General features: G+C 53.3%; 27 protein-coding genes. 18 read left to right on the forward strand and 9 right to left on the reverse strand.

Annotation, left to right across the window (positions count from 1 at the left end; genetic code table 11):
- Positions 1-6: 6 nt before the first annotated feature.
- The gene (locus ACFO3S_RS05920) at positions 7-1,248 is read right to left on the reverse strand and encodes a Ger(x)C family spore germination protein (RefSeq protein ID WP_378093323.1); all 1,242 of its coding nucleotides are present in this window, start codon (positions 1,246-1,248) and stop codon (positions 7-9) included.
- Positions 1,248-2,738 carry a spore germination protein gene (locus ACFO3S_RS05925; protein ID WP_378093325.1) on the reverse strand — a complete coding sequence of 497 codons (1,491 nt, stop codon included), beginning with the start codon at positions 2,736-2,738 and terminating at the stop codon, positions 1,248-1,250. Before ACFO3S_RS05925 ends, ACFO3S_RS05920 begins: the two co-directional genes overlap by 1 nt.
- Before the next feature lie 368 nt (positions 2,739-3,106).
- Between ACFO3S_RS05925 and ACFO3S_RS05930 the strand changes: the two genes are divergently transcribed.
- Genes ACFO3S_RS05930 through ACFO3S_RS05945 form a run of 4 tightly spaced genes read left to right on the forward strand, consistent with a single transcriptional unit; the run spans position 3,107 to position 6,876 of the window.
- Complete coding sequence (locus ACFO3S_RS05930; protein WP_378093327.1) at positions 3,107-3,433, forward strand: ArsR/SmtB family transcription factor; 327 nt, start codon at positions 3,107-3,109, stop codon at positions 3,431-3,433.
- On the forward strand, positions 3,430-3,828 hold the full coding sequence (locus tag ACFO3S_RS05935) for an SRPBCC family protein (RefSeq protein ID WP_378093329.1): 399 nt from the start codon (positions 3,430-3,432) through the stop codon (positions 3,826-3,828). Before ACFO3S_RS05930 ends, ACFO3S_RS05935 begins: the two co-directional genes overlap by 4 nt.
- 56 nt (positions 3,829-3,884) lie before the next feature.
- Entirely contained in the window at positions 3,885-6,158 is a 2,274-nt protein-coding gene (locus tag ACFO3S_RS05940) for an ATP-binding cassette domain-containing protein (RefSeq protein WP_378093331.1), read from the forward strand.
- Positions 6,159-6,165: 7 nt separating this feature from the next.
- A complete protein-coding gene (locus ACFO3S_RS05945) occupies positions 6,166-6,876 on the forward strand; it encodes an FAD-dependent oxidoreductase (RefSeq protein WP_378093333.1) in 711 nt (236 codons plus the stop codon).
- 63 nt (positions 6,877-6,939) lie between these two features.
- On the opposite strand, the gene ACFO3S_RS05950 is transcribed toward ACFO3S_RS05945, so the two are convergent.
- A complete protein-coding gene (locus ACFO3S_RS05950; RefSeq protein WP_378093335.1) occupies positions 6,940-7,722 on the reverse strand; it encodes an EcsC family protein in 783 nt (260 codons plus the stop codon).
- A gap of 350 nt (positions 7,723-8,072) precedes the next feature.
- Here ACFO3S_RS05950 and ACFO3S_RS05955 point away from each other — a divergent pair, with 350 nt between their 5' ends.
- From ACFO3S_RS05955 to ACFO3S_RS05970, 4 genes are all read left to right on the forward strand, one after another.
- On the forward strand, positions 8,073-8,780 hold the full coding sequence (locus ACFO3S_RS05955; RefSeq protein WP_378093337.1) for a response regulator: 708 nt from the start codon (positions 8,073-8,075) through the stop codon (positions 8,778-8,780).
- Between the two features lies 1 nt (position 8,781).
- On the forward strand, positions 8,782-10,233 hold the full coding sequence (locus ACFO3S_RS05960; RefSeq protein ID WP_378093339.1) for a HAMP domain-containing sensor histidine kinase: 1,452 nt from the start codon (positions 8,782-8,784) through the stop codon (positions 10,231-10,233).
- A 6-nt stretch (positions 10,234-10,239) separates the two neighbouring features.
- Positions 10,240-11,370 (forward strand): hypothetical protein, encoded by a 1,131-nt coding sequence (locus tag ACFO3S_RS05965; RefSeq protein ID WP_378093341.1) that lies wholly within the window; start codon positions 10,240-10,242, stop codon positions 11,368-11,370.
- A gap of 205 nt (positions 11,371-11,575) precedes the next feature.
- Positions 11,576-12,973, forward strand: coding sequence for an N-acetylmuramoyl-L-alanine amidase (locus tag ACFO3S_RS05970; protein WP_378093343.1), 1,398 nt, complete (start codon positions 11,576-11,578; stop codon positions 12,971-12,973).
- A 27-nt stretch (positions 12,974-13,000) separates the two neighbouring features.
- On the opposite strand, the gene ACFO3S_RS05975 is transcribed toward ACFO3S_RS05970, so the two are convergent.
- Positions 13,001-13,990: an AraC family transcriptional regulator gene (locus ACFO3S_RS05975; protein WP_378093345.1), complete on the reverse strand. Its 990-nt coding sequence runs from the start codon at positions 13,988-13,990 to the stop codon at positions 13,001-13,003.
- A 187-nt stretch (positions 13,991-14,177) separates the two neighbouring features.
- On the opposite strand from ACFO3S_RS05975, the gene ACFO3S_RS05980 reads away from it, so the two are divergent.
- From ACFO3S_RS05980 to ACFO3S_RS05990, 3 genes are all read left to right on the forward strand, one after another.
- A complete protein-coding gene (locus ACFO3S_RS05980; RefSeq protein ID WP_378093347.1) occupies positions 14,178-16,820 on the forward strand; it encodes a family 78 glycoside hydrolase catalytic domain in 2,643 nt (880 codons plus the stop codon).
- Between the two features lie 51 nt (positions 16,821-16,871).
- Positions 16,872-17,228 (forward strand): metal-sulfur cluster assembly factor, encoded by a 357-nt coding sequence (locus ACFO3S_RS05985; protein WP_378093906.1) that lies wholly within the window; start codon positions 16,872-16,874, stop codon positions 17,226-17,228.
- A gap of 61 nt (positions 17,229-17,289) precedes the next feature.
- Entirely contained in the window at positions 17,290-17,469 is a 180-nt protein-coding gene (locus ACFO3S_RS05990; protein WP_378093349.1) for a hypothetical protein, read from the forward strand.
- Between the two features lie 115 nt (positions 17,470-17,584).
- Here ACFO3S_RS05990 and ACFO3S_RS05995 read toward each other — a convergent pair whose 3' ends face one another.
- From ACFO3S_RS05995 to ACFO3S_RS06015, 5 genes are all read right to left on the reverse strand, one after another.
- Positions 17,585-18,157: a class I SAM-dependent methyltransferase gene (locus ACFO3S_RS05995; RefSeq protein ID WP_378093351.1), complete on the reverse strand. Its 573-nt coding sequence runs from the start codon at positions 18,155-18,157 to the stop codon at positions 17,585-17,587.
- Between the two features lie 338 nt (positions 18,158-18,495).
- Positions 18,496-18,918 (reverse strand): arsenate reductase (thioredoxin), encoded by a 423-nt coding sequence (gene arsC, locus ACFO3S_RS06000; RefSeq protein WP_378093353.1) that lies wholly within the window; start codon positions 18,916-18,918, stop codon positions 18,496-18,498.
- A gap of 24 nt (positions 18,919-18,942) precedes the next feature.
- Positions 18,943-20,235: an arsenic transporter gene (locus ACFO3S_RS06005; protein WP_378093355.1), complete on the reverse strand. Its 1,293-nt coding sequence runs from the start codon at positions 20,233-20,235 to the stop codon at positions 18,943-18,945.
- Positions 20,236-20,247: 12 nt separating this feature from the next.
- Complete coding sequence (locus ACFO3S_RS06010) at positions 20,248-20,562, reverse strand: ArsR/SmtB family transcription factor (RefSeq protein ID WP_378093358.1); 315 nt, start codon at positions 20,560-20,562, stop codon at positions 20,248-20,250.
- A gap of 90 nt (positions 20,563-20,652) precedes the next feature.
- Positions 20,653-21,096 carry an arsenate reductase ArsC gene (locus tag ACFO3S_RS06015; protein WP_378093360.1) on the reverse strand — a complete coding sequence of 148 codons (444 nt, stop codon included), beginning with the start codon at positions 21,094-21,096 and terminating at the stop codon, positions 20,653-20,655.
- 179 nt (positions 21,097-21,275) lie between these two features.
- Between ACFO3S_RS06015 and ACFO3S_RS06020 the strand changes: the two genes are divergently transcribed.
- The 7 genes from ACFO3S_RS06020 to ACFO3S_RS06050 all read left to right on the forward strand — a co-directional run bounded on the left by ACFO3S_RS06020 (position 21,276) and on the right by ACFO3S_RS06050 (position 26,525).
- Positions 21,276-21,602 carry a PadR family transcriptional regulator gene (locus ACFO3S_RS06020; RefSeq protein WP_378093363.1) on the forward strand — a complete coding sequence of 109 codons (327 nt, stop codon included), beginning with the start codon at positions 21,276-21,278 and terminating at the stop codon, positions 21,600-21,602.
- Positions 21,599-21,946: a DUF1048 domain-containing protein gene (locus ACFO3S_RS06025; protein WP_378093365.1), complete on the forward strand. Its 348-nt coding sequence runs from the start codon at positions 21,599-21,601 to the stop codon at positions 21,944-21,946. The genes ACFO3S_RS06020 and ACFO3S_RS06025 overlap by 4 nt, the downstream gene beginning before the upstream one ends.
- A 12-nt stretch (positions 21,947-21,958) precedes the next feature.
- Positions 21,959-22,339, forward strand: a complete 381-nt coding sequence (locus ACFO3S_RS06030) for a DUF1048 domain-containing protein (RefSeq protein WP_378093367.1) — start codon at positions 21,959-21,961, stop codon at positions 22,337-22,339.
- A complete protein-coding gene (locus ACFO3S_RS06035) occupies positions 22,323-23,081 on the forward strand; it encodes an ABC transporter ATP-binding protein (RefSeq protein WP_378093369.1) in 759 nt (252 codons plus the stop codon). Before ACFO3S_RS06030 ends, ACFO3S_RS06035 begins: the two co-directional genes overlap by 17 nt.
- A gap of 1 nt (position 23,082) precedes the next feature.
- On the forward strand, positions 23,083-23,853 hold the full coding sequence (locus ACFO3S_RS06040; protein WP_378093371.1) for an ABC transporter permease: 771 nt from the start codon (positions 23,083-23,085) through the stop codon (positions 23,851-23,853).
- Positions 23,854-24,052: 199 nt separating this feature from the next.
- Positions 24,053-24,421, forward strand: a complete 369-nt coding sequence (locus ACFO3S_RS06045) for an ArsR/SmtB family transcription factor (protein ID WP_378093373.1) — start codon at positions 24,053-24,055, stop codon at positions 24,419-24,421.
- Positions 24,408-26,525, forward strand: a complete 2,118-nt coding sequence (locus tag ACFO3S_RS06050) for a heavy metal translocating P-type ATPase (protein WP_378093375.1) — start codon at positions 24,408-24,410, stop codon at positions 26,523-26,525. The genes ACFO3S_RS06045 and ACFO3S_RS06050 overlap by 14 nt, the downstream gene beginning before the upstream one ends.
- Positions 26,526-26,588: the final 63 nt, after the last annotated feature.

Raw genomic sequence — 26,588 nt, forward strand, 5'->3', positions numbered from 1 at the left:
GCAGCTTTATCCTTTGGCATTGCTCCGGTGCAGCTTCAGCGGCTTTTGCGCCAGACCGATGCGGATGACGGAAATTCGGACCTTCGGTTCTACCTTGAGCTTCACAAGCTCGTCTTCCCACGCGATCTTCATTTTCTTCCAGTCCTTCGGATATTGGCGATAGATTTTGTCGGCAAATCCGGGCAAATCCGCCTTCACGCGCTTAACGGCGTCCCATCCGTCGTCCATAATCTGTTCAATCTCTTGCTCGAACGATTCCCGCAGCTGGCGAACGGCTTCGTTCTTCGTCAAGTCCAGCCGGCATTCCGACTCCATTAATTCGCCTCTTGCCTTCACTTCGACAAGCATGCGATAGCCGTCTTTTTCCTTCAGCGGCTTCACTTTAGTTTTCGCGAAATCGACTCGAAAGGAGGAAAAAGCGTTCGGAGGAGAGCCGGACGGACAGGGGACGGCGACGATGCTTCTTTTAATTTTGTCCGACAGCCAGGACACACCGTAACTTTCTCTCAGATCGAGATGGCCGATCCGACGCCCGTCCTTGAAGACGGATTGCCCCGTAATCCGGAGCTTGGAGTCGCTGTACGTATGCTTGAACGTATCGATCGAGGCGAGATCCTTGCGGGATTTAGCGTCCTTCTTGTTTTTCAGATTGATCTCCGGCACGGCAATGGCGCGGGATTCCGAATATAAGCTCTGGGCGAAATCAAACATCCGGACGATCGGATAAAAGCCTGCATTTAAAGCTTCTTTCATCATAATTTTGCTCAAAGCGTCGCCGGGAAGTCTCTCCAGCGGAACGAACAGCTTCAGCGCGTCGGAAGCGCGCTCTTCGGTGACGGCCATGAGCACCGTCTCGCGGGACTCCACGCTTCTCAAATACAGCTCGACAATGTCCGTCAGACCGTGCTCGGCCGCGCTCCTCCCAATAATCAACGTATCGGTATGCGAAAAGTACAGCGGTCTTGGAACTTCGACACTGCTTCGGATGGCCGCCTCCCGAATCGTCCGACCCTCGGAGGTAAACACATGGACCGTCGCCTGGGAGGCGCTGATGCTGCTGCCGCTCGATCCGGACCACATGCCGGAAGGAACGATGACTTGATAGGTGATGATCCACTTGTCATCGGCCCAATCGACGCCTGCGGAGGACGTAATCCCGAGCTCGTTCAGCTCCTTGCGATCCCAGCATCCGGTCAGAAGAAGGGCGAAGGCGGCGATTGCGAAGAGTAGAAAAAGGGACCTCGGCATCATTCTTTCTCCTTGCGGCTTGATGGTACGTTCCCCTCCCTCGTCCGATTGAGGACGCTGATCATCTCCGGTCTCGTGCGCATCGCCTTCCAGGGAACGCGCACGAAGACGTCCTTGAGGTTTCGCAGAGATAGCGGAGCAGCCGGCAGAAAGTAAGGAACGCCGAACGACGACAGCGAAACCAGATGGATCAACAGCGGAACCGTCCCCGCGAGGATGCCGTACAGCCCGAAAGTGCCGGCAAGCAGCATAAGGCCGAAGCGAATGAGCCGGATGGACGCCGCCATCGACACCGAAGGGATGACGAAGTTGGCGATCGCGGTAAACGAAACGACGATGACCATGGCGCCGGAGACGAGGCCGGCCTGAACCGCCGCTTGCCCCAGGACGAGAGCGCCGACGATCGAGATGGCGGGTCCGATGACGCGGGGCATGCGGACGCCGGCCTCGCGGATGACCTCGAAGGTCAGCTCCATCAGCAGCGCTTCGAGCAGAGCCGGGAGCGGCACGCCCTCGCGCTGAGCGGCCAGGCTGATCAGCAGCGTCGTCGGCATCATCTCCTGTTGGAATGTCGTGACGGCGACGTAAAGAGACGGCAGCAGCAAGCTGACGAAAAAGGACAGAAAGCGGATCGCGCGAATGAAGGTGATGATGTCGAAGCGCTGGTAGTAATCTTCGCTCGACAGGAAAAACTTAAAAAAGGTGACCGGAAGCACGAGCGCGAACGGCGTACCGTCCACGAGCACCGCGCAATGGCCTTCCAGCAGATGGCCGGCGATCGCGTCCGGCCTCTCCGTATTAAAAATGGTGGGGAATGGCGTAAACGTACGATCCTGTATGAGTTCCTCCAAATAACCGCTTTCGAGTATTCCGTCGATGTCAATCGCATCGAGCCGTCTGCGCAGTTCCGCGAGCACGGTCGGATTGGCGATGCCCTCGATATACGCAATGGCGATCTGCGTACGGGTGAAGCGGCCGACGCTTCGGTGCTCGATGCGCAGCTGCGTCGTTCGGAGTCTGCGGCGCAGCTGCCCGAGATTGGAGGACAGCACCTCCGTAAAGCCTTCCTTCGGGCCGCGTATTACGGTCTGGGAGGAAGGCTCCTCGATGCTCCGTTTATCTCCGCCCTGCACGGCCACGGCGAACGAATCCCGGCACTCGTTTACAAGGACAACCGCCGATCCGCTCAGAATTGCAGCGTAGAACGCTTCATCTGTCGTAATGGACGTCGTGCTGCCGAAATGAACGCGGTCGTGCATGCTTCTCAGAAGCGCTGCAGGAGCCGGCGAACCTTCGTCCGCGTCCTCAGAGGCGACATGAATCAACGTTTCGATCAATTCGCTCGTTTTCTGGGCGTCGGCAAGCTCCTCGATGTAGAAAACGGCCGCCTTCGGCGCCCCTGCAGCATCGCGTCCGATCTCCCTGACGATAAAGTCGGCGCTGTCGCCCATCCGGGCGCGCGCGGTGGCGATTGCGGCGCCTAGAGGCATGCCAAGCAGCGTTTCCTGCGAAATAGAGGGGGCGATCGGGATATCGGCCTCTTGGCCTCCGTTTTTCTTGTTTCGAGAAATACGGGATTTCCGCTTGATAAACATGGCGATGGATCGAGCCTTTCATTTCCATTTTGACCTATTATAACCGGATCGTATCAGGGCTATCCGCGCTGTAATTAATCGAACAGTGAAGCGAAAAGAAGATTGACAGGACACCTAACGGTGTCCTATTATTAATCCGACACTAGAAGGTGCCGGTTCAAAAGCGGTGCCGATTTGCGGGAGCGGCTCAGGAAAACGGTGCGCATCCTCGAAATTGGGGGAGGGGGCGGACGGTTTCTTGGTTGATACGAGGAGGGGGTGCTATGAGCCAGGTTAGCCCGTTGCGCGACGTGTTTGACGCGATTGCTGACCCGTCCAGACGCCGGTTGATTCGCTTGTTGTCCGAGAAAGAGATGCCGCTTCACGAGCTAACGCCCCAATTTCCGATGGGCCGGACAGCAGTGTCCAAGCATCTGACTATCCTTAAGGAGGCCGGACTGGTTCATGATCGCAAAGTCGGCAGAGAAACGCGATTCAGGCTCAACGCCGCACCACTTAGAGAAGTTCAGGATTGGGTAGCGTTCTACAGCCAGTATTGGACGGCGAATATGCAGCGCCTAAGCCAACTATTAGAGGAGGAAGAGGAATGAGTTTATCCTTATCGCTGGATTTTCAGTTCACGACAACGATCGAGAAGCTATGGTCGGCTCTGACAGATTCAAGCAAGCTTGCCCAATGGATCGCGGAAAATGATTTCAAGCCCGTCGTTGGACATCGTTTTCAGTTTCGCCACCCGCCGTCCGAATGGTGGGACGGCATCGTCGATTGCGAAGTGCTGGTCGTGGAGGCGCCCACTCGTTTGTCCTTTACGATGGCAACCGGAGAGGAGAAGCATACGGTCGTGTTGACGGTGCAGGCGTTAGGCGACGGCAAGGTCGGACTTCATCTCGATCAAACCGGCTTCTCCAATGCGTACGGAGTCGCGGGCGCCAAGCAGGGCTGGAGCGCCTGGTTCGACAAGCTTGATCATCTTCTGCAAGCCTAGAAGCAGTCTCGATCAAAACGGTCGCATTCGCGCGATCGAAAGAAGGAGGTTCACTGATGAGCGAAGCGAACGAAGAATATATCGTGATCTCGTCCGCAAGGGAGAACAATCTGAAAAACGTATCTTTGCGCATACCGAAGCGGAAAATTACAATCTTCACCGGAGTGTCCGGATCCGGCAAGTCGTCGATCGTATTCGACACGATTGCTGCGGAGTCCCAGCGTTTGCTGAACGAAAACTTCAGCATGTTCGTTCGCACGTTCCTGCCGCGTTTTCCTCAACCCGATGCGGACGCGATCGAGAACTTGAGCATGGCCGTTATTGTGGATCAGAAGAGACTGGGAGGCGGCTCCCATTCCACGATGGGTACGATTACCGATATTTCTCCCATTCTCCGACTGCTCTTCTCCCGAGCGGGTCAGCCTTATGTCGGACCGGCTCACCTGTTCTCATTTAACGATCCGCAGGGCATGTGTCCCGACTGCAACGGGATTGGGCGCAGGCTGGGGGTTGACATGAACAGGGCGGTGGATAGGTCCAAGTCGCTTAACGAAGGAGCGATTCTGCTGCCGGACTACGCAGTGAACGGCTGGGACTGGTCGTTGATCCTGCAGTCGGGCTCCTTCGATCCCGATAAGAAGCTGAGCGATTATTCGAACGATGAGCTGAACGAGCTTCTGTACGCCAAGGCAAGGAAAGTTCAGGTGGATTTCGCCGGCAAGGCGACGAATCTGACCGTTGAAGGCGTCATCGAGAAGTTCACCAACAAATATATCAAGCAGGATGTAAAGATGAAATCCGAGCGCACGCAGAAGGCGGTTGCCCCGTTCATTACCGAGGGACCGTGCCCCGGCTGCCGCGGCGCGAGGCTGAGTCAAGCCGCGCTAGGCTGCAGAATCCGCGGGCTTAACATTGCCGAGATGTCCGCCCTGGAGGTCGGCGAGCTCATCCGGGTCGTTCGGGAGATCGACGATCCCGTCGCCGCTCCGATCGTAAAGTCGCTGACGGAGCGGCTGCAGCACCTGGTCGATATCGGCCTCGATTATCTTTCGCTGGATCGCGAGACCGACACGTTGTCCGGAGGCGAGTCGCAGCGCGTCAAAATGGTGAAGCATCTGAGCGGCAGCCTGGTGGACGTCACCTACATCTTCGACGAGCCCAGCGTAGGTTTGCACCCCCGCGACGTCCACCGGTTAAACGAACTGCTTCGCAAGCTTCGCGACAAGGGGAATACCGTTATCGTCGTCGAACACGATCCGGACGTCATCCAAGCGGCGGATCATATCGTCGATGTCGGTCCGCATGCCGGGAGCCGCGGAGGGACTATCGTATACGAGGGCAGCTTTCAAGGGCTGCTGGCAACCGATACGCTGACCGGCACGCATATGAAGCGCCCGCTCCGATTGAAGGACGTTTGCAGGCAGCCGACCGGGAAGCTGTCCATCCGGGATGCCGCGCTCCACAATCTTCGCCATGTCAACGTCGATATTCCAACCGGGGTGCTGACCGTTGTGACCGGCGTCGCCGGTTCGGGCAAGAGTACGCTCGTTCACGAGGTTTTCCTTCGCCAGCATCCGGATGCGATCGTCATCGACCAATCGGCGGTAGGCGTGTCGACTCGTTCGAATCCCGCTACCTATACCGGCATCATGGACGATGTGCGCAAGGCTTTCGCTTCGGCGAACAAGGTCAGTCCGGGCTTGTTCAGCTTCAATTCCAAGGGAGCCTGCGAGAATTGCCAAGGGCTGGGCGTCGTGTACACGGACCTTTCCTTCCTGGACAGCGTGAAGCTGCCTTGCGAAGCGTGCGGAGGCAGACGATTCAAGGAAGAAGTGCTCGCTTACAAGCTGAACGGCAAGTCGATAGCGGAAGTGCTGGAGATGACGGTAGAGCAGGCGTTGAACTTTTTCCAGCTCAAGGAGGTAGTGCGCAAGCTCCAGGCCATGAGCGATGTGGGCCTGAACTATATTACGCTCGGTCAACCGCTCAGCACGCTCTCGGGCGGGGAATGCCAGCGTATAAAGCTGGCCAGCGAACTGCATAAGAAAGGAAGCATCTACGTGATGGACGAGCCGACGACCGGGCTGCACATGTCGGATATCAGCCATCTGATGGCGATCAAGAACCGTCTCGTGGATGCCGGAAATACGGTAATCGTCATTGAGCACAATCTGGATGTCATCAGCCAAGCCGATTGGATTATCGATATGGGCCCGGACGGAGGCAGCCGGGGAGGCCAGGTCGTGTTCGAGGGCAAGCCTTCGCAGATTGTTCACTCGGAGCATTCGATTACGGGGAAATATTTGATCCAAGCTTCGAAAACGGGGTGACGAGAAATTGAGTTTTTTTCAAGATCTGATGTCCGTCTGGAAGAAAAGAGATCTGGTCTTTCGCGAAAGAATCCAGGAATCGGAAGATGTCTATTCCTTTATTTTTGCGAAGAGCGAAGATTTGACCTGGAGAGCAGGGCAATACGGTTTGTTCAGCATCGCGCATACGAAAATCAAAAACCCGACGAAGCCGTTCAGCATCGCGTCTGCTCCCGCAGAAAACAGCGTTCGCATTACAACGCGCATACCCGGGAGTCCAAGCGACTTTAAGAAAGCGTTGCTGGAATTAAAGCCGGGAATGACCGTGAAGATGAGCGGGCCTCTAGGGTCTTTTTATCCGGAGGAAAACGGTCCGACACTGCTGGTTGCAGGCGGGATCGGAATGACGCCGTTCCGCTCAATCCTCATGCAGCGGAAGGCGGAAGGGAAGAAGGCGGGCTCCCCGATTCATCTGCTCTATATGGACAGCTCCAAGTCATATCTGTATTCGGATGAGCTTGACGAAATCGCCGCCGGCGATCCCTTCGTCCGGGTCGCTTACCTGAGTTCCAGGGAGGAACTGAACCAGGAGTTGGAGACTTTTCTCTCCTCTAACAAGAGCATGGGGAGTTACTTGACTGCCGGATCGAAGTCGTTCGCCGACTCGGTGTCCGCTTATTTCAGAAATAAAGATGTGCCGAAGAAAAAGATCAAGAGGGACGCCTTTACTGGTTATTAGCCGATCCACTAGGGAAGTCGGGGCGGTTGCTCGATCGGCGAACAGGCCGTTCGAGCAGAGCCCTCAGGCAGGTGAGGTTAGATGGTCTGGCGGTTTCTGTTGTCCCCGCGTTGTTGTCCCCTCGTTTAATCTTCGCATGCGATAGGCGTTCGTTGCGGTCTGCCCGAGCTCCTCGAGAATGGTATAATTCGCCCAAGCCCCCGCGACTGCGCCGATTCCCGGCACCATCTGAAGCAGCTTTCGAAAGTCGATTGCGTCGCGGTACTCCTTCTGGAACGTCTCCCAGTCCATGTTTTTGGAGTAGTCGCGGTCCGCAGACCATAGCGCTTCTTCGGATCTCCAGTTTTTGATCGCTTGTAACAGCTTGGCGCGCTGCTCCGGCCCGGAGAACGTCAATTGGAATACTTTAAGGATGAACACCCGTTCGGAAAAATGCTTCGTGTCGTAGCCGTAGTGATGAGCCAGCTCGAACAAATATTTCATCTTGATCGCGATTAAAGCAGGGAAGTCCACGACGTTGAGAATCAGGCCGCCGGCTCCGGTGCCTGCGCCTTCGGCCACCGCAATTTTCTGGTATAGGGAAAACAGCCGCTTCGCCTCTTGATCGTTCGCTTCCAAGTCGAGATTCCGCTGCACCGGCCGCTGAGGCGTATATTCCGCGCCGAACAGCGCGGTGCGCACGATCGATTTTATAGTCGTCGTAATGATGCGGTGCGCTTTGGGCGGGAGCAAGCCGTTAATACGGGCGCCTATCGTCTTGGAGGCTCTCTCCAGCCAACCGGGAGGCTTGAAGAGCTGACGCTCCCAAGCGGCGATTTCCTCGCGCGCTTTCTGCTCGTAACTCATCGTCAATCGCTCCTCATGCCATACTGGTTATAGTATACCGGATAGCGCCGTCCTGCAGAACAGACCGAGGAAGGTGGCGGCGCCCGACCAAAGTCGTGGAAAGCGCGATCAGGACATATCCCGCCGATCCCAAGGACGACGTGAGCCGTTTATGCTTGGTGATTCAGAAAGGATAAAATGCGCTATCCTTATCTGAATCACCTCCGACAAAAACGCGATTCCGCGTCTAGAGGATGCCGAAAGCGTTTTTGCTTGTAACAATTTGTTTACAAGTTGGACGACAGTTGGTTACATGTATTCTCTATACTTGAGAGTATAAAATAGAATCCATCCAATGCCGAGGGGTCGCGATGAATAAAACGAAAATACTGATTATCGAAGACGAAGCGGCGATTGCGGATCTGTTGGAGTACGGGCTGCGGGAGGAAGGCTACCTGACGAGAAGCGCCCATACCGGAGCGGACGGTCTGGCGCAGCTTGCGGAATTTCGGCCCGATCTGCTCTTGCTGGACTGGATGCTGCCGGATATGAGCGGGCTGAACGTATGCAAGCGGGCAACCGCCTCCTATAATATTCCCATCGTGATGATTACGGCGAAGTCGGACATTACCGACAAGATTTTAGGGCTGGAATTCGGCGCGGACGATTATATAACGAAGCCGTTCGACATGAGGGAGGTTAACGCCCGCGTCCGCACGATTCTTCGGCGCGTTGACCAGGCTAACCGGATGACGGTGGAATCCGTAGAAGCCGGTCCGCCGGCCATCCGGTTTAAGGACATCGAAATTTTGACCGCGGAGCGCGTCGTCAACAAAGGCGGGAAGGAAATCGAACTGACGCCCAAAGAATACGACCTGCTGCTTAAACTCTATACGCATCGGGGAAAAATCTTCAGCCGCGCAGAGCTGCTGGACGACCTGTGGGGCTACGAATACGCCGGAGATACGAGAACGGTGGATACGCACGTCCAGCGCTTGCGCAAGAAGCTGGATCTCGGAGATTTGATCGTTACCGTGTTCGGCATCGGCTATAAATTCAACAAGATGACGGACGTTTAAGATGATCCGATCTATTCAAAGCAAGTTTCTCATCGGATTTTTCGTGATTTTCGGCGTGTTTTTTCTGGTCCTTTTTCAATGGATGACGGCCCACATCGAATCGGGCAACCGCAGCACCGTGAAGAGCCAATTGCAGGATTTGAAAAACAACAGCAACAGCTATATCCAGCAATCGTTTCTGACGCATCACTTCACAAGCGACGATATTTATTTCGGGCAAATCGCCGAAGAGCTCGGGACGGAGCTGCGTCATGCCGCCTCCGGCGAGGTTGCGCTCTATTCGCTTGCAGGCAAGCTGATCTACGCTTCCGATCCGGAGGCCTTCTCGGCAAGCAGCGAGGATTTGGAGCTGGCGAGGCAGGACAGGACCGCCTTCACATTAACCCGGGCGGACGGGAAATCCGCCGTGCTGTTTTCCTATCCGGTCACCGTGAACGGAGATAAAGTCGGGATTGTGCGCTTTGCCAAGGACTTTACGCCCCTGTACAGCCAAAGCAGCCAAATGCAGCGGACGATCGCTTCGATTGCATTGGCCGTATTTGCCGCGGCGTTTCTGTTCTCCATCCTCCTGTCGCGTCATATCACCGTTCCGCTCAGCAAGCTGACGAAAGCGACGACCGAGGTCACGAACGGTAATCTTCGCGTCCGCATTGCAGTGAAGCAGCGGGACGAGGTCGGGCAGTTGGCGGCCAACTTCGGCAGCATGCTCGAGAAGCTGCAGGAGCAGTTTGCGATCATCGAGCAGGACCGCGACAGGCTGGAGGCGCTCAATCAACACCGCAAGCGGTTTTTCGATCAAGTCACCCACGAGCTGAAAACGCCGTTGACGACGATTATGGGCTATGCGGACATGATCCGTAAGAACGGGACGAAGGACGCCGCTCTTTTTCACAAAGGGATGGACCATATCCTGAACGAGAGCAAGCGGCTGCATGCGATGGTGCTGGAGCTGCTCGAAAAATCCGGAGCGGCGGAAACGTACGATGCGGATGCGGTCGTGGACGCGGCGCAAATTGTGCAGGAAGTAAGCGAGGCCATGGCGATGAGGGCGCAGCGGTACAAAAAAACGATTCGCTGCGACACGCAGCAAGGAACGCTCGTGCACGGCAAGCCGGACCGGCTGCGGCAGCTCGTCATCAATCTGCTCGACAATGCCATCAAATATTCGCACGCGCATACCGACATTCTCGCCGCGGCCAGCCTTGACGGCGATCGGGTCCGACTGCTCGTATCCAATCGCGGGGAGACGATCGGCGAAGACCATCTGGACCATATTTTCGAACCGTACTACAGGGCGGGGCAGGACGAGACCGAATCGGCAAGCGTCGGGCTCGGACTCAGCATATGCAAAGCCATTGTGGACGAGCATCAAGGCCGCATCCGAATATCCAGCAACGACGGACGGACGGAGGTCGAGATGGATTTTCCGTTGGCGAAAGCCCAGAAGGGATGATGATGGATGAGAAGACAAACCGGTTTATACGTTTTATTCGCGGTTGTCTCCCTGCTGCTGACCGGATGCCTGGGAACGCCGCGGACGGAAACGATCCTTATGGACGATGCCGAGCAGAGGGGCTCCGACGAAGACGAAGCTTCGCTTTTTAACGTAGAGACGATTTATACCGTTCTGGACGGAGACAAGGAACCGCTGTTTCCGATCGGCTGGATCGACGACAACTCGCTGCTCGGGATTACGCCCTCTTACCGCCCCTATTTCAACCGGGTAAACGAGCCGTACGCCGCCAGGCAGAAGCTTCTCGATCCTGGCCCGTTCCAAGCGGAGGGCACGTATAACAGCATTGTGTTGTCGCCGGATCAGCGTCATGTTTCCTATGTCGATATGACCGGTAACGCGATAGAGCTGAACCTGCATTCGCTAAGCGACGGCGAAAATAGCCGGATTGAGATTTCGAGAAGCAAGTCTATTTATTTTACGCAAATGTCGTGGTCGAACAACAGCCGATTTTTCAGTTATGCGGACAGTGACGAAATGGACGGGGCTGCTCTGTTATTCGTTTACGATAGGACGGAAAAAAAGACGAAAAGGTACAAGCTCCCAGGTTCGCAATTGAACGAATGGGTTTGGTTCGTCAGCGTCTCGGACAACGGCGAGGACGCGGTCATCGTCAAGACGTCGGGACGAGACTCGATGATGGAGTGGGGGAAGCTTAGCGGGGACGCCTTCATTCCCCAATATCGGCATCCGATCAGCACGGACGGGCGGGTGGAATGGATTCACCCGGATCAGATCGCTTTCGTCGGGGCGGACGGCACGCTGTACGCATACGATCAGCGCAATCGTCTGCTATCGGCGATGCTGAACGATGTCGGACGATTCCGGTTATCGGGCGACCGCAAATTCATCGCCTATACCCAGGGCGACGACGTGTATGCAGCCAGTATGTACGGCAATACGGTATTAAACAGGAAACAAATTTATAAAGGGATCGATGCTTACGGCATGGAGTGGAGCCCGACGAACGGCAAATTGCTCGTTTACGGTTTAAAGTCGGGCAGTCCGCAGGCGGTCAGGGAGTTAGTAAGCGCTGCCGACCCCGTGAGCCAAAGCCTGGTTATCGCGTTCAAGTAACTTAACCCCATCGAAAACGGCGTTGCTCGGGATAGAATTCCCGGCAGCGCCTTTTCTTTATTTCAATCGCCCCCGTTCGCTCTGTACGCAATTTGTTGACATCTTGTTGACATCGTGTCGAAACGTTCTCCACATCCATCCTTTATATTGATTTTAGATAGGAGCTATGAAACTTAAATCTCAAAAACTTACACGAGGAGGAACCATGAGCCATTCTAGCAGCCGCAAACGCAAAAGACCTGTCAAAGCGATGTACCTTCTACTGATCTCATTCGTTGTCCTTATGGGCGTCAGAATCGCCTGGAACACCCTTTCTTCCGCGGCGGGGCCGACTCCGCTCGCTTCGTCGCCGTTCGGAACCTCGCAGGCCGGCCAGTCCGATTCGCTCCATTCGAAATTCCGGATCGTGATCGATGCCGGCCACGGAGGCAAGGATCCGGGAGCAACGGGGGTCAGCGGCGCTTACGAAAAGGAGTTTAACCTGTCGCTGGCCGAGCGGATTCACAAGCTGCTCGAGCAAGACCCGATGTTCGAAGCGCGAATGACGCGTTCGGACGACCGGTTCATCGAGCTGGAGGATCGGGCGGAGATCGCCAACGCCTGGGAGGCGGATGCGTTCGTGTCGATTCACGGCAACACGTTCCACGACCCTGCCGTTTCCGGGACGGAGATTTTATACACCGCCAAGAGCAGCTTGCCGCTTGCTCAAGCGCTTCAAGAGCAGGTCGCGGCGGCATTGGGAATTCGGGACCGCGGCTCGAAGCAGGGGGAGTACGTTGTGCTGTCAGCGGCTCATATGCCGGCGGTGATCGTAGAAACGGGATACTTGACCCATCCGGAGGAGGAGAGCATGCTGTTAAGCGATGAGGGACAACAACGTGCGGCTCAAGCGGTTTACGAAGGGCTAAAGACGTATTTTAGCGAACAAACGCCGGGAAGGCGCGCGCTCGGCGCGAGTCATCGGCAAGGCGGCAACAAAATCCTGTTTAACGGTTCTTCCAGAGAAGGGAAGCGCGTGGCGCTAACGTTCGACGACGGCCCGGACCAGACGGTCACTCCGCAAATTCTGGACATTTTGAAGGACAACGACATCAAGGCAACCTTCTTCCTGCTGGGCAATCGCGTCCAAGCCCATCCCGACATGGCGAGGCGGATCGCCGAGGAAGGACACGCGATCGGCAACCATTCCTGGGCGCATCCGAAATTCGACGATATCTCGATGGAAGAGGCGTTGGAGGAGATCGAAAATACGCAGCGCGTGCTCGAAGATACGATCGGTTATCGCCCCAACCTGTTTCGGCCCCCCTATGGCGCGCTGCAGCAGGACAAATTGGACCGTATCGCGGAAATGAATCTGGCCGTCGTCAACTGGACGGTGGATACGATGGATTGGTCGGGCGTCTCGACGGAGGAAATCATGGAGCGGGTCCGAGAGCAAATCTATCCCGGCGGAATCGTGCTTCAGCATTCCGCCGGCGGCAAGAACGGTCTGGAGAACACGGTCGAAGCGCTCGAGCAAATCATTTCCGAGCTGCGAGCGGAGGGGTATTCGTTCATGACGGTGTCCGAGCTGCTTCACCTGCCGGATCCGGGGGAGGGTTAACGCCTGTCCGAACGAGGCTTCATTCGACTAACGGAAACGAGACTTTTCCCGGTATTCCGCAGGCGAACAGTTGTACTTGCGTTTGAAAATCTTGTAGAAAAAGTGGATGTTCTCGTATCCCGTCTCGTTGGCGATCGTCTGCACGCTGACATCCGAGTTTCTGAGCAAAGTGCAAGCTTGACCGAGTCGGATCTGATGAACCAGATCGATAAAATTGCTTCCGGTGATTTTCTTCAGAACCTTGCCCAAATAGTTGGCGTTGAAATTGAAATGGCGGGCCGTCGAATCCAGCGTGACAGACTTATAGTTCGTCTGAATATAATGGATGATGTCTGTAATTTGCGTATTTTTCAAAGTCGAATAATTCCGCTCGTTTACGTCGCCTTCGTACATGCGAAGCATTTCCGCAAAGAGAATGACCATATACGAGTTAATAATTTCGTCTGAGCAAGGCTGCTTGTCAAAGTACTCGCACAGAATAGCATTCATGATGCGGCTGATTTTAGGGTTGTCGCCGGAACGAATTAAAATATACTCGTTGGAATGCTTGTTTTCATAGATGGCATGGGTCAAAAAGCTTGAAAAGATGTCATTCCCGGAGAGCCTGCTTAAGAAAGCCCAATCGAAATAACTTTTCCTCATGAGGCAGTTAATGAGGATGTCGTCTTTGCCGGTATCCTCGATGGAATGAAAAGTGTTCGTGTCGAGAATGCAAAGCTCCCCCTTTTTCATGGAGACGCTTTGGTTGTTTATCGTTTGGCGGCACTCGCCCGAATAGATATAGATTAATTCAATGAAGGAATGACGGTGACTGGCGACAGGTTTGAAACGAGTGTGCACCGAGAAGGTGATGTCTTGTCCGGGAGGAATGAACATGGCCTCGTCGAAGGTATCGGAGTCATGGAATTGATATTCCCGTTTCAGAGCCTCTTTGCCTTCCGGACTGTCGCAGGCCTCCAATAAGGCTTCTATGTCCGTATATTTCCGCAGAAATGAATCCAGCTCCGCCTCTGTCATAGTCAGACACACCTTGCTTCCTTTTTTGATCGCTAGCTCCAGTATAGTCGTTTTGAAGCAGGATGTATATTGTTGTGTGAGTCATAAATGGTCATGCTATTCCTCTTGAATCGTCATTTAAAAATCCTTCAAAAGCCGGTAAAGTACCTTTATATACTGAAAATTGTTTACTGGAAAGAGGGATAGCATGTTGCGAATAGAGCAAGTAACTGCAGATTATTTGGTCAATCCCGTCGGAATTACGAAACCTCCGCAGCTGGGCTGGACGATCGGGAGCGATAAGACCAATGTGATTCAAAAATCGTATCGCATTCAAGTCGCTTCCGATCCGCGCTTTCAAAATCTTCTGCTCGACAGCGGGATCGTGGAAAGCGAACAATCTGCCCATGTGGAGATGAAAGAACTCAAGCTGTCGTCCTCTACCGTCTATTATTGGAGAGTGAGAATCACGGACGATGCGGAAGAGAGCGAGTGGAGCGCAACTGCTTCCTTCGCGACGGCGCTGCTGACCCATGAGGAGTGGAAGGGGCAATTCGTGTCGGCAGAGACGAAAGCAGACGCAGCGAATTCCAAGGGCACCTACGTCCGCCGCAAGTTTGCCGCGAAGCCTGAAATCGCGAGAGCCGTCGTCTATTCTACGGCATTGGGACTCTATCAGCTTTATATCAACGGCACAAGAGTCGGCGAGGATGAGCTGGCTCCCGGCTGGACTTCTTACAAAAAACATTTGCTCTATCAGACGCACGACGTCACTCGCCTGGTGCAAAGCGGAGAGAACGCGATCGGAGCGATGCTCGGTGCGGGATGGTACAAGGGATTAATGGGATTCGCCAGGCAGAGAAATCATTACGGGGATCAAACGGCGTTGTTATGCCAGTTGGAGATCGTTTATACGGATGGCTCCAAGGAGGTCGTCGTAACGGACAGCCGTTGGAAAGGCGCCGATTCTCCCGTATTATTCTCTGAAATCTACGATGGCGAAATCTATGACGCCAATCTTGAGGAAGAGGGCTGGAGCAATCCGGAATATGACGATAAAGCTTGGAAACCCGTCGAGATTGTAGCATACGATACATCGGCGTTAGTGTCGCAAGCAGGAGCCAAGGTCAAACCAATCGATCGAATTCCGGCCCAAGAACGGATCGTCACGCCTCAGGGAGATACGGTCATCGACTTCGGACAAAATCTGACGGGCTGGGTTCACTTCAAAGTGAAAGGGCAATCCGGCGAACGCGTTGTGCTCAAGCACTTTGAAGTGCTGGACGCGGAAGGCAACGTATACCTCGATAACCTAAGAAAAGCGAAGCAAACGATCAGCTACACGCTAAAGGGCGGGGAGGAGGAGGCTTATCACCCTCATTTCACCTTCCAAGGTTTCCGGTATGTCCAAGTCGTCGAGTATCCCGGGGAACTGAAGCTGGAAGATTTCGAAGCGGTTGCCGTTCATTCGGACATGAAGCCTGCAGGAACGTTCGAATGCTCCAATAAGGACGTCAATCAGCTGCAGCATAATATTGTTTGGGGAATGAAGGGCAATTTTGTAGACGTTCCAACGGACTGCCCTCAGCGGGACGAACGGTTGGGTTGGACCGGAGACGCGCAAATTTTCTGCAGAACGGCAACCTATCTGATGGATACGTATACGTTTTTCAGCAAGTGGCTCCGGGATGTGAAAGCGGATCAAACGCCGGAAGGAGGCGTGCCGCATGTCGTTCCGGATATCGTGTCGGGGAAAGCCGACGATAACTGGCTGTTGAAGCAGGGAACGCATTCGGCTGCGGCTTGGGCGGACGCAGCGGTTATTATGCCATGGACGTTATATCTCATGTACGGCGATACTCGAATCCTGGAAGAGCAGTATGACAGCATGAAAGCGTGGATCGATTTCATGGAACGGCATTCCGAGAACGGGATTTGGAACTACAAGCTCCAATTCGGCGATTGGGTTGCTCTTGATGCCAAGGAAGGCAGTTATTTCGGAGCCACTCCCAACGAGTTGGTAGCCACCGCTTATTACGCCTATTCTACCGAGTTATTTGCGAAAATCGCCAAGAGATTAAACAAAGACCGGGATTACGAGAAGTATTCGAAATTATATCGCGAGGTCGCGGATACGTTCCAGAAAGAATTTTTTACCCGCAGCGGAAGAATGGCCGCCAGAACGCAAACCGCGCATATTCTTGCCTTGTACTTTAATCTGGTTCCGGAAGAATTCAGGGAAAGGACCATCCGAACGCTGGTGGAGTTGTTGGAGGAGAACGACGGACATCTCGTCACAGGGTTTGTGGGCACCCCGTATTTCTGCCATGCCCTTAGTCAGAACGGCCGCTTGAAGGAAGCGTACGAGCTTCTGTTAAAGGACGACTTCCCCTCGTGGCTGTATCAAGTGAAGGCCGGAGCGACGACGATATGGGAGCATTGGGACGGGATCAAGCCGGATGGAACCATGTGGAGCCCGGATATGAATTCCTTTAACCACTACGCTTACGGGGCGGTAGGGGAATGGCTGTTCCGGGTAGTCGCGGGAATCGAAGCGGATGAACATCAAGCGGGCTTTAAACATACCCTTATCCAACCGCATATCGGCGGAGGCTTGGAGGATGTACATGCGACGTATTCCACGATCTATGGCGACATTGTCGTTTCGTGGAAAGCGGAAGGCAATCGGGTTCAACTTGAGGTGACCATTCCTCATAACACGACCGCAACGCTGGTATTAGGTCAGGCGAAGTCGGTTGCCGCCGAGCTGGAAAGTCAATTTGCGTGGAGTGAGAAGGGGCTCACCGCGAACGTTGGATCAGGCCAACACAGCTTTTCCTATTTGATCTAGCCGGTTCAGCCGCCTTCGCAGCGCGCATTGTAAGGGCCTGTCTTGGGAAAAATGTTTTCGAGATCCCAAGGCTTGCAAAAAGGATGTGTTACCTTGAATGAAGAGCGATTGATGACCGCGCTAGAAGAAGTGATCGATCCCGAAATCGGCGTGAATATCGTCGATCTCGGACTCGTTTACGGAATCGAAACAGCGGATCATGGGAAGGTCGTCATCGAAATGACGCTTACGATTCCCGAATGCCCTTTGGCGGATCAAATCGTGGCCAATGTCAAAAGCGCGGCCGGATCAGTCGAAGGGGTCGAGCAGGTCGAGGTAAAGCTTGTTTTTGAACCGAAATGGACGCCTGCGCGAATAAGCGATGAAGGCAGAGAACAAATTCGGGCCCGGCAAACGTCGTTGACTTGAAGCTTAAATCCGTCTCAAGGGTCCGCTAACGTGCAAAATAGGATGGGAAGGCGACTGGTTTATGGCAAATAAAAAGAGCTATTACGCATTCGAGGATCCGTCAGGCACCACCATCGAATTTCAAGCCACCAGCCTACAGCAGGCCATGGTCATGAAAAAGAAGAAGGCTCTGGAGCTGGGAATTCCCAAAGAGGCTTTCGAGTTAACGAGCATTCGCAAAAAACCAAGCCAAAGCGCATAGCTTCGTCCTTGCAAAAAGTTGAGCCCTTTTTAGGGCTCTTTAAGCTGTCGGGGACAGCCAGGAAACCTCGAAGCTTTCCTTCCGGTCGGTGCCAGACTCAAGAAGGTACAGAGCGTTAAACTGTAGTCTGCCTGGCCGAGAAGAAAAGCTCGTTGTACAGAAAGCATTTCCGGAATTTACGATGGATGCTGCAGGAGAAGCGATTCTCGTCAAACAGCCGCAAGTAATGATCCTCTTCCCGAATATACCGTCCCCTGTCGTAGAGCTGCATGAATCGGTTGCAGATGGGCGTTTTGGGGCAAAGATAAGGCTCGATGACAAGAATTTGTCCGTCTTTTTTAAGCACGCGCCGGAATTCCTTTAAATAATGCGCGATCAAATCCGATGGCAGGTGATGCAATACCGCAATGATCCATACGTAATCGACGGAGTTGTCGTCAACCGGCAGAACTTCCGTCGCCAGCGCGCGGAAATCGTAGTCGGGGAATAACCGGCTGGCGAAGCGGATTCTTCGGCTGTCCGGATCGATTCCCAGATACGAAGCCGCGGGGGACATCCGGCAATTGGCGCCGGTACCGCAGCCGAAATCGAGAACCGACTGATTGTCGAACGAAAATTGCGACGTGATGTGATCGTGGATATATTTTTTCGTAAACCATTTCGGACGCACGAACCAATGATACAGCATCGGAGAAAATGAATCGTTTATTGGGGTCACCTCCTATTTTGAAGCCTGAATGTAAAATGTCTTCATGACGGAAAAACATGCATGGCAATAACTGGGCGCGCAAGCTTCGCACGTCCATATTCGCGATACTGGGGAATGCGGCGGTTGAGGTGATCTAGGAAAGGTCGCTGAGGGGATGATGTTCGGATGATTAGCGAGGTTATCGGACAGGAATCCGATGGAAGGGCTGCTCCTGCCGCTTGGCGCGTGTACGCTGAAAGCGGCTGGAGCAGCCCGTTTTTTTTGCTATTCAGAAGCATCGACACTTCAGATCGCGGCAGGTTCATTTGCTGGCAGAGCTATTTCCCCTCTTGAACGAACTGCTCCACTCGCGCTTTGATGGCATCGCGCACCGCACGGAACTGATCCATGATTTCTTCTTCCGTCCCAGTCGCTTTGGCGGGATCGTCGAAGCCCCAATGCCATTTGATGACGTTCGGATTGGAGATAACAGGGCAATGTTCATCCGCATGTCCGCAAAGGGTAATGACATAGGCCGCTCGATTCAAAGTCTGCGGATCTATGACGTTGGAGGAATTAGACGAGATATCGACGCCGGCTTCTGCCATGACTTTAACGGCACGCGGGTTCAGACCATGGGCTTCAAGGCCAGCGCTTTGCACCTCGTAGAGATGGCCGCCGATCGCATTCAAGAATCCGTCCGCCATCTGGCTTCGGCAAGAGTTGCCCGTACAAAGAAAGTACACGAGAGGTTTTTCCATTTTTCATTCTCCTTTATGGGTGTTTTAGTTGAGGATCATCAGCCAGAGATAAAGGCTCGTCAAGGTGATCAAGAGCACAGGGACGGTCAGAAGGATGCCGACCTTGAAATAATACCCCCAGCCGATTTTGACCCCCTTGGAAGAAAGCACATGAAGCCACAATAACGTAGCCAACGAACCGATGGGCGTGATTTTGGGACCCAGATCGGATCCGATGACATTTGCATAAATAAAGGCTTCGCGAACAAGTCCCGTTGCATCGGTGCCCTGAATGGCAAGCGCATCAATCATGACGGTCGGCATGTTGTTCATGATCGAGGAGAGGATCGCCGCAATAAATCCGGATCCGATGGCAGCCGCGAACAACCCCTGGTCCCCGACCCAATCGAAAAGTTTGCCCAGCTCATCGGTAAGCCCGACATTGCGCAATCCGTACACGACGACGTACATCCCGATCGAGAAGACGACAACAGCCCACGGGGCGCCCTTTACAAGTTTCCAAGTATGAATCCCTTTGCTTTGCCTAGCCAGTAAAAGAAAGAGAATGGCGGCTGCACCGGCCATTATGGAAACGGGGACGTTCATGAATTCGCTCGTCAGGTACGCCATCAATAATACGGCCAATATCGCCCATGAAATCCGGAATAGCCGTATGTCTTTAATGGCTTCCCTAGGCTGTTTCAGCTGAGAAAGATCATACTGCTTAGGAATGCTCTTCCTAAACATCAGGTACAGAACCCCTAAGCTGGAGGCGATCGCAAAGATCGTTGGGACGATCATGCGACTTGCGTATTCGACAAATCCGATCCCGAAGAAGTCCGAAGATACGATATTTACCAGATTGCTGACAACAAGCGGAAGGGAGGCCGTATCCGAGATAAACCCGCTTGCCATAACGAAGGGGAGAATCATTCGTTCATCGAATCTTAAAGCCCGAACCATTGCCAAGACGATTGGGGTAAGAATCAGCGCAGCTCCATCATTGGCGAAAAATGCGGCTACGGCAGCGCCGAGTAAAATGACGTAAACGAACATCAGTGTGCCGTTGCCTTGCGCAAACCGGGCCATATGCAGGGCAGCCCACTCGAAAAAGCCGATCTCGTCCAAGATAAGGGAAATGAGAATCACGGCAACGAAGGCAAGCGTGGCATTCCAAACGATCTGCGTAACGTCCCAAACATCGTTAAAATGGACGACGCCGAAGATCAATGCGAGGATTGCGCCCCCGCAAGCAGACCAACCAATGTTGAGCCCTTTAGGCTGCCAGATGACGAAAACAAGCGTGACCAGAAAGAGAAGAGAAGCGATCGCTACCATAATTCCTCCACGTTAGTCGCAGCTTTGCCCTTTTAACGAATCTATTCGATCCTTCATCGAGGGCAGCTGAGCCAATATTTCTTTGATATAGGGCTTATCCTCCACATTCAGGGAATAATACACCCACTGCCGACGTTTGGTTTCGTTGATGAGACCGCCGGTTTTTAACTTTTTCAAATGCTGGCTCACATTCGGTTGCGTGGTCTCCAGCAGTGCGACGATGTCGCATACACAAAGTTCGCCTTCTCTAAGAAGCGTAAGAATCGTGAGTCTGCTTTTATCCGATAGAAGCTTTAGGGAATCCGACATCTCCTCGACATTCGTCATTAGAATTTCACGCCCTTCCTTGCAAAGTTCAACTCCTTCGTATTATACACACAGCCCCAAATATAAGTAAACAATAATATTAGTTGATACTTATCTTGAGGTTGTCGGGTTACAAGCTTGATGCTGCTGGAGCAAATGAATGACTTTTGATTTGATTTCATCTCTTGCTTTGCGAACATCTTGGATAGAAGGAGCCGCTTGGGCCAATGGGTCCGCTACATTCCACTGCTCATTGCGAATTCCAAAAGGCACGATGGGGCATTTCTCCTGAATATCTTCGCATAGCTTCACGATTACGGTAGCCGATAAGAATACTTTCATATCGATCCGTTTGGAGATCTGTTCAGACACATCCAGTCCGATTTCCCGCATTGCTTCTACCGTCAGTGGATGCAGCGGACTCGGATCAAGCCCGGCACTATCCGCGACGACACTCGGACTGCCATAATGTTTGGCAAATGCTTCAGCCATTTGACTGCGGCAGCGATTTTGACCGCATAAAAAGTAAATGCGTAAGTCTTTTTCCCTCGACACCTTATTTCCCCCTTAACTTATTTTCATTTCACTCTTCGATTATATAATCCATTTGTTATATTAGTGTTAAATGATATAAAATTCTCGCTATTGACAACGACAGCTACTGCGTGTTACTTTATAGCAGTAGTAAGTAATACATGTTACCAGTCATACAGAATAGCAGGGGGGTGTTGGTTATGGAAAACTTAACGGAAATGCTCAAAGGCGTGCTTGAGGGCTGTGTCCTTGACATGATAAGCCGCGAAGAGACCTACGGCTACGAAATTACGCGGCGGCTGAACGCCCTCGGCTTCACGGACGTTGTGGAAGGAACGGTGTACACCATCCTGATCCGGCTTGAAAAAAGCAAGCTGGTAGAGGTCGCTAAAAAGCCTTCCGACATGGGACCGCCGCGAAAGTTTTTCACGCTCAACGACGCGGGGCGCGAGGAGCTGCGGAGGTTCTGGGAAAAATGGGAGTTCGTAGCCTCAAAAATGAACGAGTTAAAGGAGAGAAAACCATGAATTTTTGGGAAAAGATCACCGGCAGCGACATGACTAAGGAAATGAAAGCTTTTGAATCGCGAGTCCAAAAGCTGCCGGCTGACTATCAAGCGGCATGGGAACAAATTAAAGCCAATCTTTGGCCCCGCTCGGATTTCACCGGTCGTAACCTCATGCCCATTCTGGATGGCGTGCTTGGCCTGCTTGAAGAGACGGCGGCGGACGGTCAGAGCGTCCAAGAGGTTTTGGGCGACGATATCAAAGGCTTCTGTTCAGCGCTGGCCGGAGAAGAAGGAGCCAAGTCTTATCGCGACAAGTGGCGCGAGCAGCTCAACCGTAATATCGCGAAAAAATTAGGCAAATAGGAGGATAAAAAAATGAGCTTACGAGACCTCATCGAAGGCAAAAAAGAGTGGCGGGCGCACATGGCGCGCGTCAAGGCGCTGCCACAAGATTATCAGATCGTGTATAAAGAGATTCAAAAATATCTCTTTAAGGTCGGCCCCGTTGAATTAACCGAGGGGACGGGGTTGCTCTCGGGGATCGTCGATCTTTTTGAAGAAGGCGCAGCCTCGGGAAGAAGCGTGCTCGAAGTGACGGGCAGAGACGTGGCGGCTTTCTGCGACGATCTCATCAAAGATTCAAAAACTTACACTGACCTCTATCAAGAATCCGTCGACCAAGAAGTGAACAAGGCCATGAAGAGGGTTACGGACAAAACAAAGAAAGGGGGAGATCCGGATGGTAAAAGCAATTGAAGTGAAAGGTCTGCGAAAGTCGTTCAAGGACACAGAAGTCCTAAAGGGCGTCGATTTTGAAGTGAAGCGAGGGGAGATCTTCGCCCTGCTCGGCTCCAACGGCGCGGGCAAGACGACGATGGTCAGAATTCTCTCCACGCTGCTCAAACAGGACGGAGGCACCGCCGCCGTAAACGGATTTGACGTCGCGTCAAAGCCCGAGAACGTGCGGCAAGCGATTAGCCTGACCGGACAATTTGCCGCCGTGGACGAGATGCTGACCGGACGGGAAAACCTTGTCATGATCGCCAAGCTGCGGCACCTTAAAAATCCGCGTCAGGCGGCGGATCACATGCTGACACGCTTCGGCCTGACAGGCGCCGCCGACCGCAAGCCGTCTTCGTATTCGGGCGGCATGCGCCGCAGGCTCGACATCGCTTTGAGCCTAGTGGGAAACCCGCAGATCATTTTCCTCGACGAGCCGACGACCGGGCTCGACCCCGAAGCGCGCATCGAGGTTTGGAAGATGGTCAAGGAGCTGGCGGACGGAGGCACGACGATCCTCCTGACCACGCAGTATTTGGAGGAAGCCGAGCAGCTTGCCGACCGAATCGCCATTTTGCACGAGGGCAGGATTATCGCAGGCGGCACGCTCGATGAGCTGAAAAAGCGGTTCCCGCCCGCAGAGGTACAGTATGTGGAAAAACAGCCGACATTGGAGGAGATCTTCCTCGCCATCGTCGGCAAAAAGGAGGAGAAGTAAAATGGAGACGGCAAAAAATCACTTTTTTAGCGATATGGGCGTTATGCTGGGTCGTTCCATGCGTCATATTTTCCGCAGCATGGACACCATTATTACCGTCTGCATCACTCCGATCGCGATGATGCTGCTGTTCGTCTATGTGTTCGGCGGCGCCATCCAGACCGGTACGGATAACTATGTGAACTACTTGCTGCCCGGCATCCTCCTTATGGCCATTGCCAGCGGGATATCTTATACGGCTTACCGCCTGTTTTTGGATAAGCAGCGAGGCATCATTGAACGGTTCCACTCCATGCCGATTGCGCGATCCGCCGTGCTGTGGGGGCACGTGCTGACCTCGGTCGTATCCAACGCCCTATCGGTTGTCGTCATCATTCTTGTCGCGCTCGCGATGGGCTTTCGTTCTTCGGCGGGGATCCTGCCATGGCTTGCCGTCGCCGGTATACTCGTGCTGTTTACGCTGGCATTAACCTGGGTCGCGGCGATTGCCGGACTGTCTGCAGCCTCCGTGGAAGGCGCAAGCGCGTTTTCCTATCCGCTGATCTTCCTGCCGTTTATCAGCTCGGCGTTCGTGCCGACCGAGTCGATGCCGCCGGTCGTCCGCGTCTTTGCCGAAAACCAGCCGGTGACCTCGATCGTAGAAACCATCCGAGCGCTGCTGTCCGATCAGCCTGTAGGCCATGATATCTGGATCGCGCTTGCGTGGTGCGTCGGAATTATGCTCGCAGCTTATATCTTTGCGATGCGCGCGTACAAACGCCATGCAGCTTAAAAACGGCGCACCCAAGCGAATCGAAGGATGAATCGGGCGTGAGAAATAGCAAGGAGAAAGTCGGCGCTGTCATTTAGAACTCCTTCTGAATGGGGCAGCCATTTTTATGCAACGATAATCAAATGATTATTTGACTGAATAGCGGCAGCGTGGTAAGTTGATTATATTCAAACGTATATTTGATTGTAGGAGGCATGAAATGAGGGATAGCTGCGAAATTTATTGCTATGACGAACGAAAAGTACAAAAAGTGCAGGCGGCGCTGCTGCAGCAAAATATTTCGGGTATGGCAAGGCTGTTTAAAGTACTGGGCGATGAGACCCGCATGAAGATTGCCTTTGCATTATGCGAGGAGGATGAATTGTGCGTCTGCGACGCGGCCAATATTATTGGCTCCTCGATGGCCACTGCTTCACATCATTTGCGCACATTAAAGCAGCTCGGGCTGGCTAAACACCGCAAGGAAGGAAAGATGGCATTTTATTCATTAGCAGACGATCTAGTTCGGCCATTCATTCAACTGGCTTCCGTCCACAGCAAGGGATTGGTGACCCATGCAGCAACATGAGGCTCAGAAACGCGTGTACCGCGTGCAAGGATTTACTTGTACGAACTGCTCAGCGAAATTCGAAAAAAACGTCAAGAGCCTGCCGGGAGTCACGGATGCGCAGGTCAACTTCGGAGCTTCCAAAATCACCGTATTTGGGAACACGACTGTCGGAGAGCTAGAGAAGGCTGGGGCGTTTGAAAACTTAAAATTAACACCGGACAAACAGAGGATTGCGGAAAATAAAAAACCCTTTTGGAAAAAGAATTGGAACGTATTCGTTTCCGTGTTAGGGATGGCTGCAGGTTATTTACTTGCTTCGACTAACGGGGAAGAAAGCTTGTTCTCTGCCTTAGCTTTTGCCGCATCCATTCTAGTCGGTGGTTATGGGCTATTTGTTAAGGGGATTAACAATCTGCTTCGATTCCAGTTTGACATGAACACTTTAATGACCGTGGCCATCATAGGCGCCGCCGCAATTGGCGAGTGGGGCGAGGGGGCCGTCGTGGTCGTTCTATTTGCAATCAGCGAGGCGCTCGAACGCTATTCCATGCAAAAAGCTCGCCAATCTATCCGATCCCTTATGGATATCGCTCCTAAAGAAGCCCTGATCAAGCGCGGGGCTGCTGAATGGACGGTCGATGTGGACCAAATCCAAGTGGGCGACGTGATGGTCGTCAAGCCGGGACAGAAGCTAGCGATGGACGGCGTAATCGTTAAAGGCACGTCCGCGCTTAATCAAGCTGCGATTACAGGCGAGTCTGTACCCGTTACGAAAACCGTCGATGACGAAGTGTTTGCCGGAACGCTTAACGAGGAAGGCTTACTCGAAGTCAGAGTGACAAAACGGGTTGAAGATACGACGTTATCCAAGATCATTCATCTTGTCGAGGAAGCGCAGGCTGAACGGGCACCCTCACAGGCATTTGTAGATCGATTCGCCAAGTATTATACTCCTGCGATTATGGCGATCGCGATAAGCATGGCCATATTCCCGCCTTTGTTTGGCGCTGACTGGGGAGATTGGATCTATCGCGGACTGTCGCTGCTTGTCGTCGGTTGCCCTTGCGCCTTGGTCATATCGACCCCCATTTCCATCGTTACCGCAATTGGAAATGCCGCCAAGAACGGCGTGCTTATCAAAGGCGGAATTCATCTGGAAGAGGCCGGTCGGATTACTGCGGCAGCCTTCGATAAAACGGGCACGCTAACCAAAGGAGTTCCCGAAGTGACGGATTTCGCCGTATTTGGCGGCCGAGGAGAAAGCGAGCTGCTTTCGATTGCGGCCGCCATTGAAAAAGGGTCGCAGCATCCACTGGCATCCGCCGTAGTGCGTAAAGCGGAACAAATAGGCGCAGATCTCTCCCTGGCAGTAGATGACTTCCAATCCCTAACTGGCAAAGGGGTAAAGGCTTCGGTTAACGGTCAGCCCTATTTCATCGGGAGTCCGAATCTGTTCAAGGAACTGCAAGCGGACATCCCTGAAACGATAAGCGAACAGATTTTAAAACTTCAAACTCAAGGAAAAACGGTCATCGTATTCGGAACGGAATACGAAGTCCTTGCCTTAATCGCGGTGGCTGATGCTGTACGCCCTTCGGCGAAGGCCGTCATCGAAGAGCTTCATTCCATCGGAGTTCAGAAGACGATTATGCTTACGGGCGATAACCAAGCCACTGCCAATGCCATCGGCAAGCCATTAGGAATCGAAGTAAAAGCCGAGCTGCTCCCGCAGCATAAACTCGCGTACATTAAACAACTTAGACAGAGCTATTCAAGTGTCGCCATGGTTGGGGACGGAGTCAATGACGCACCTGCGCTGGCGGCTTCCAGCGTGGGAATCGCTATGGGAGGGGCAGGCACCGACACGGCTTTAGAAACAGCCGATATCGCTTTAATGGCAGACGATTTGCGTAAGCTGCCTTACACGATCAAACTAAGCAAGAAGACTCTAGCGGTCATCAAGCAAAACGTTGCTTTTTCATTAGGGATCAAGCTTCTTGCTCTAATCCTAATCGTGCCAGGATGGCTGACTCTCTGGCTTGCGATTTTAGCGGACATGGGAGCAACGCTCATCGTCACTTTCAATAGCTTGCGACTACTAAAAGTGAAAAAAGAACTTTAGTCACAAACACGGCTGCTTCCAAAAAAGCAGCCGTCAGGCGTTACGAAGGCCTTGCGTCTGACT

Origin of the sequence: Cohnella hongkongensis, assembly GCF_042654645.1 — a bacterium.
Classification (GTDB): Bacteria; Bacillota; Bacilli; order Paenibacillales; family Paenibacillaceae; genus Cohnella; species Cohnella hongkongensis.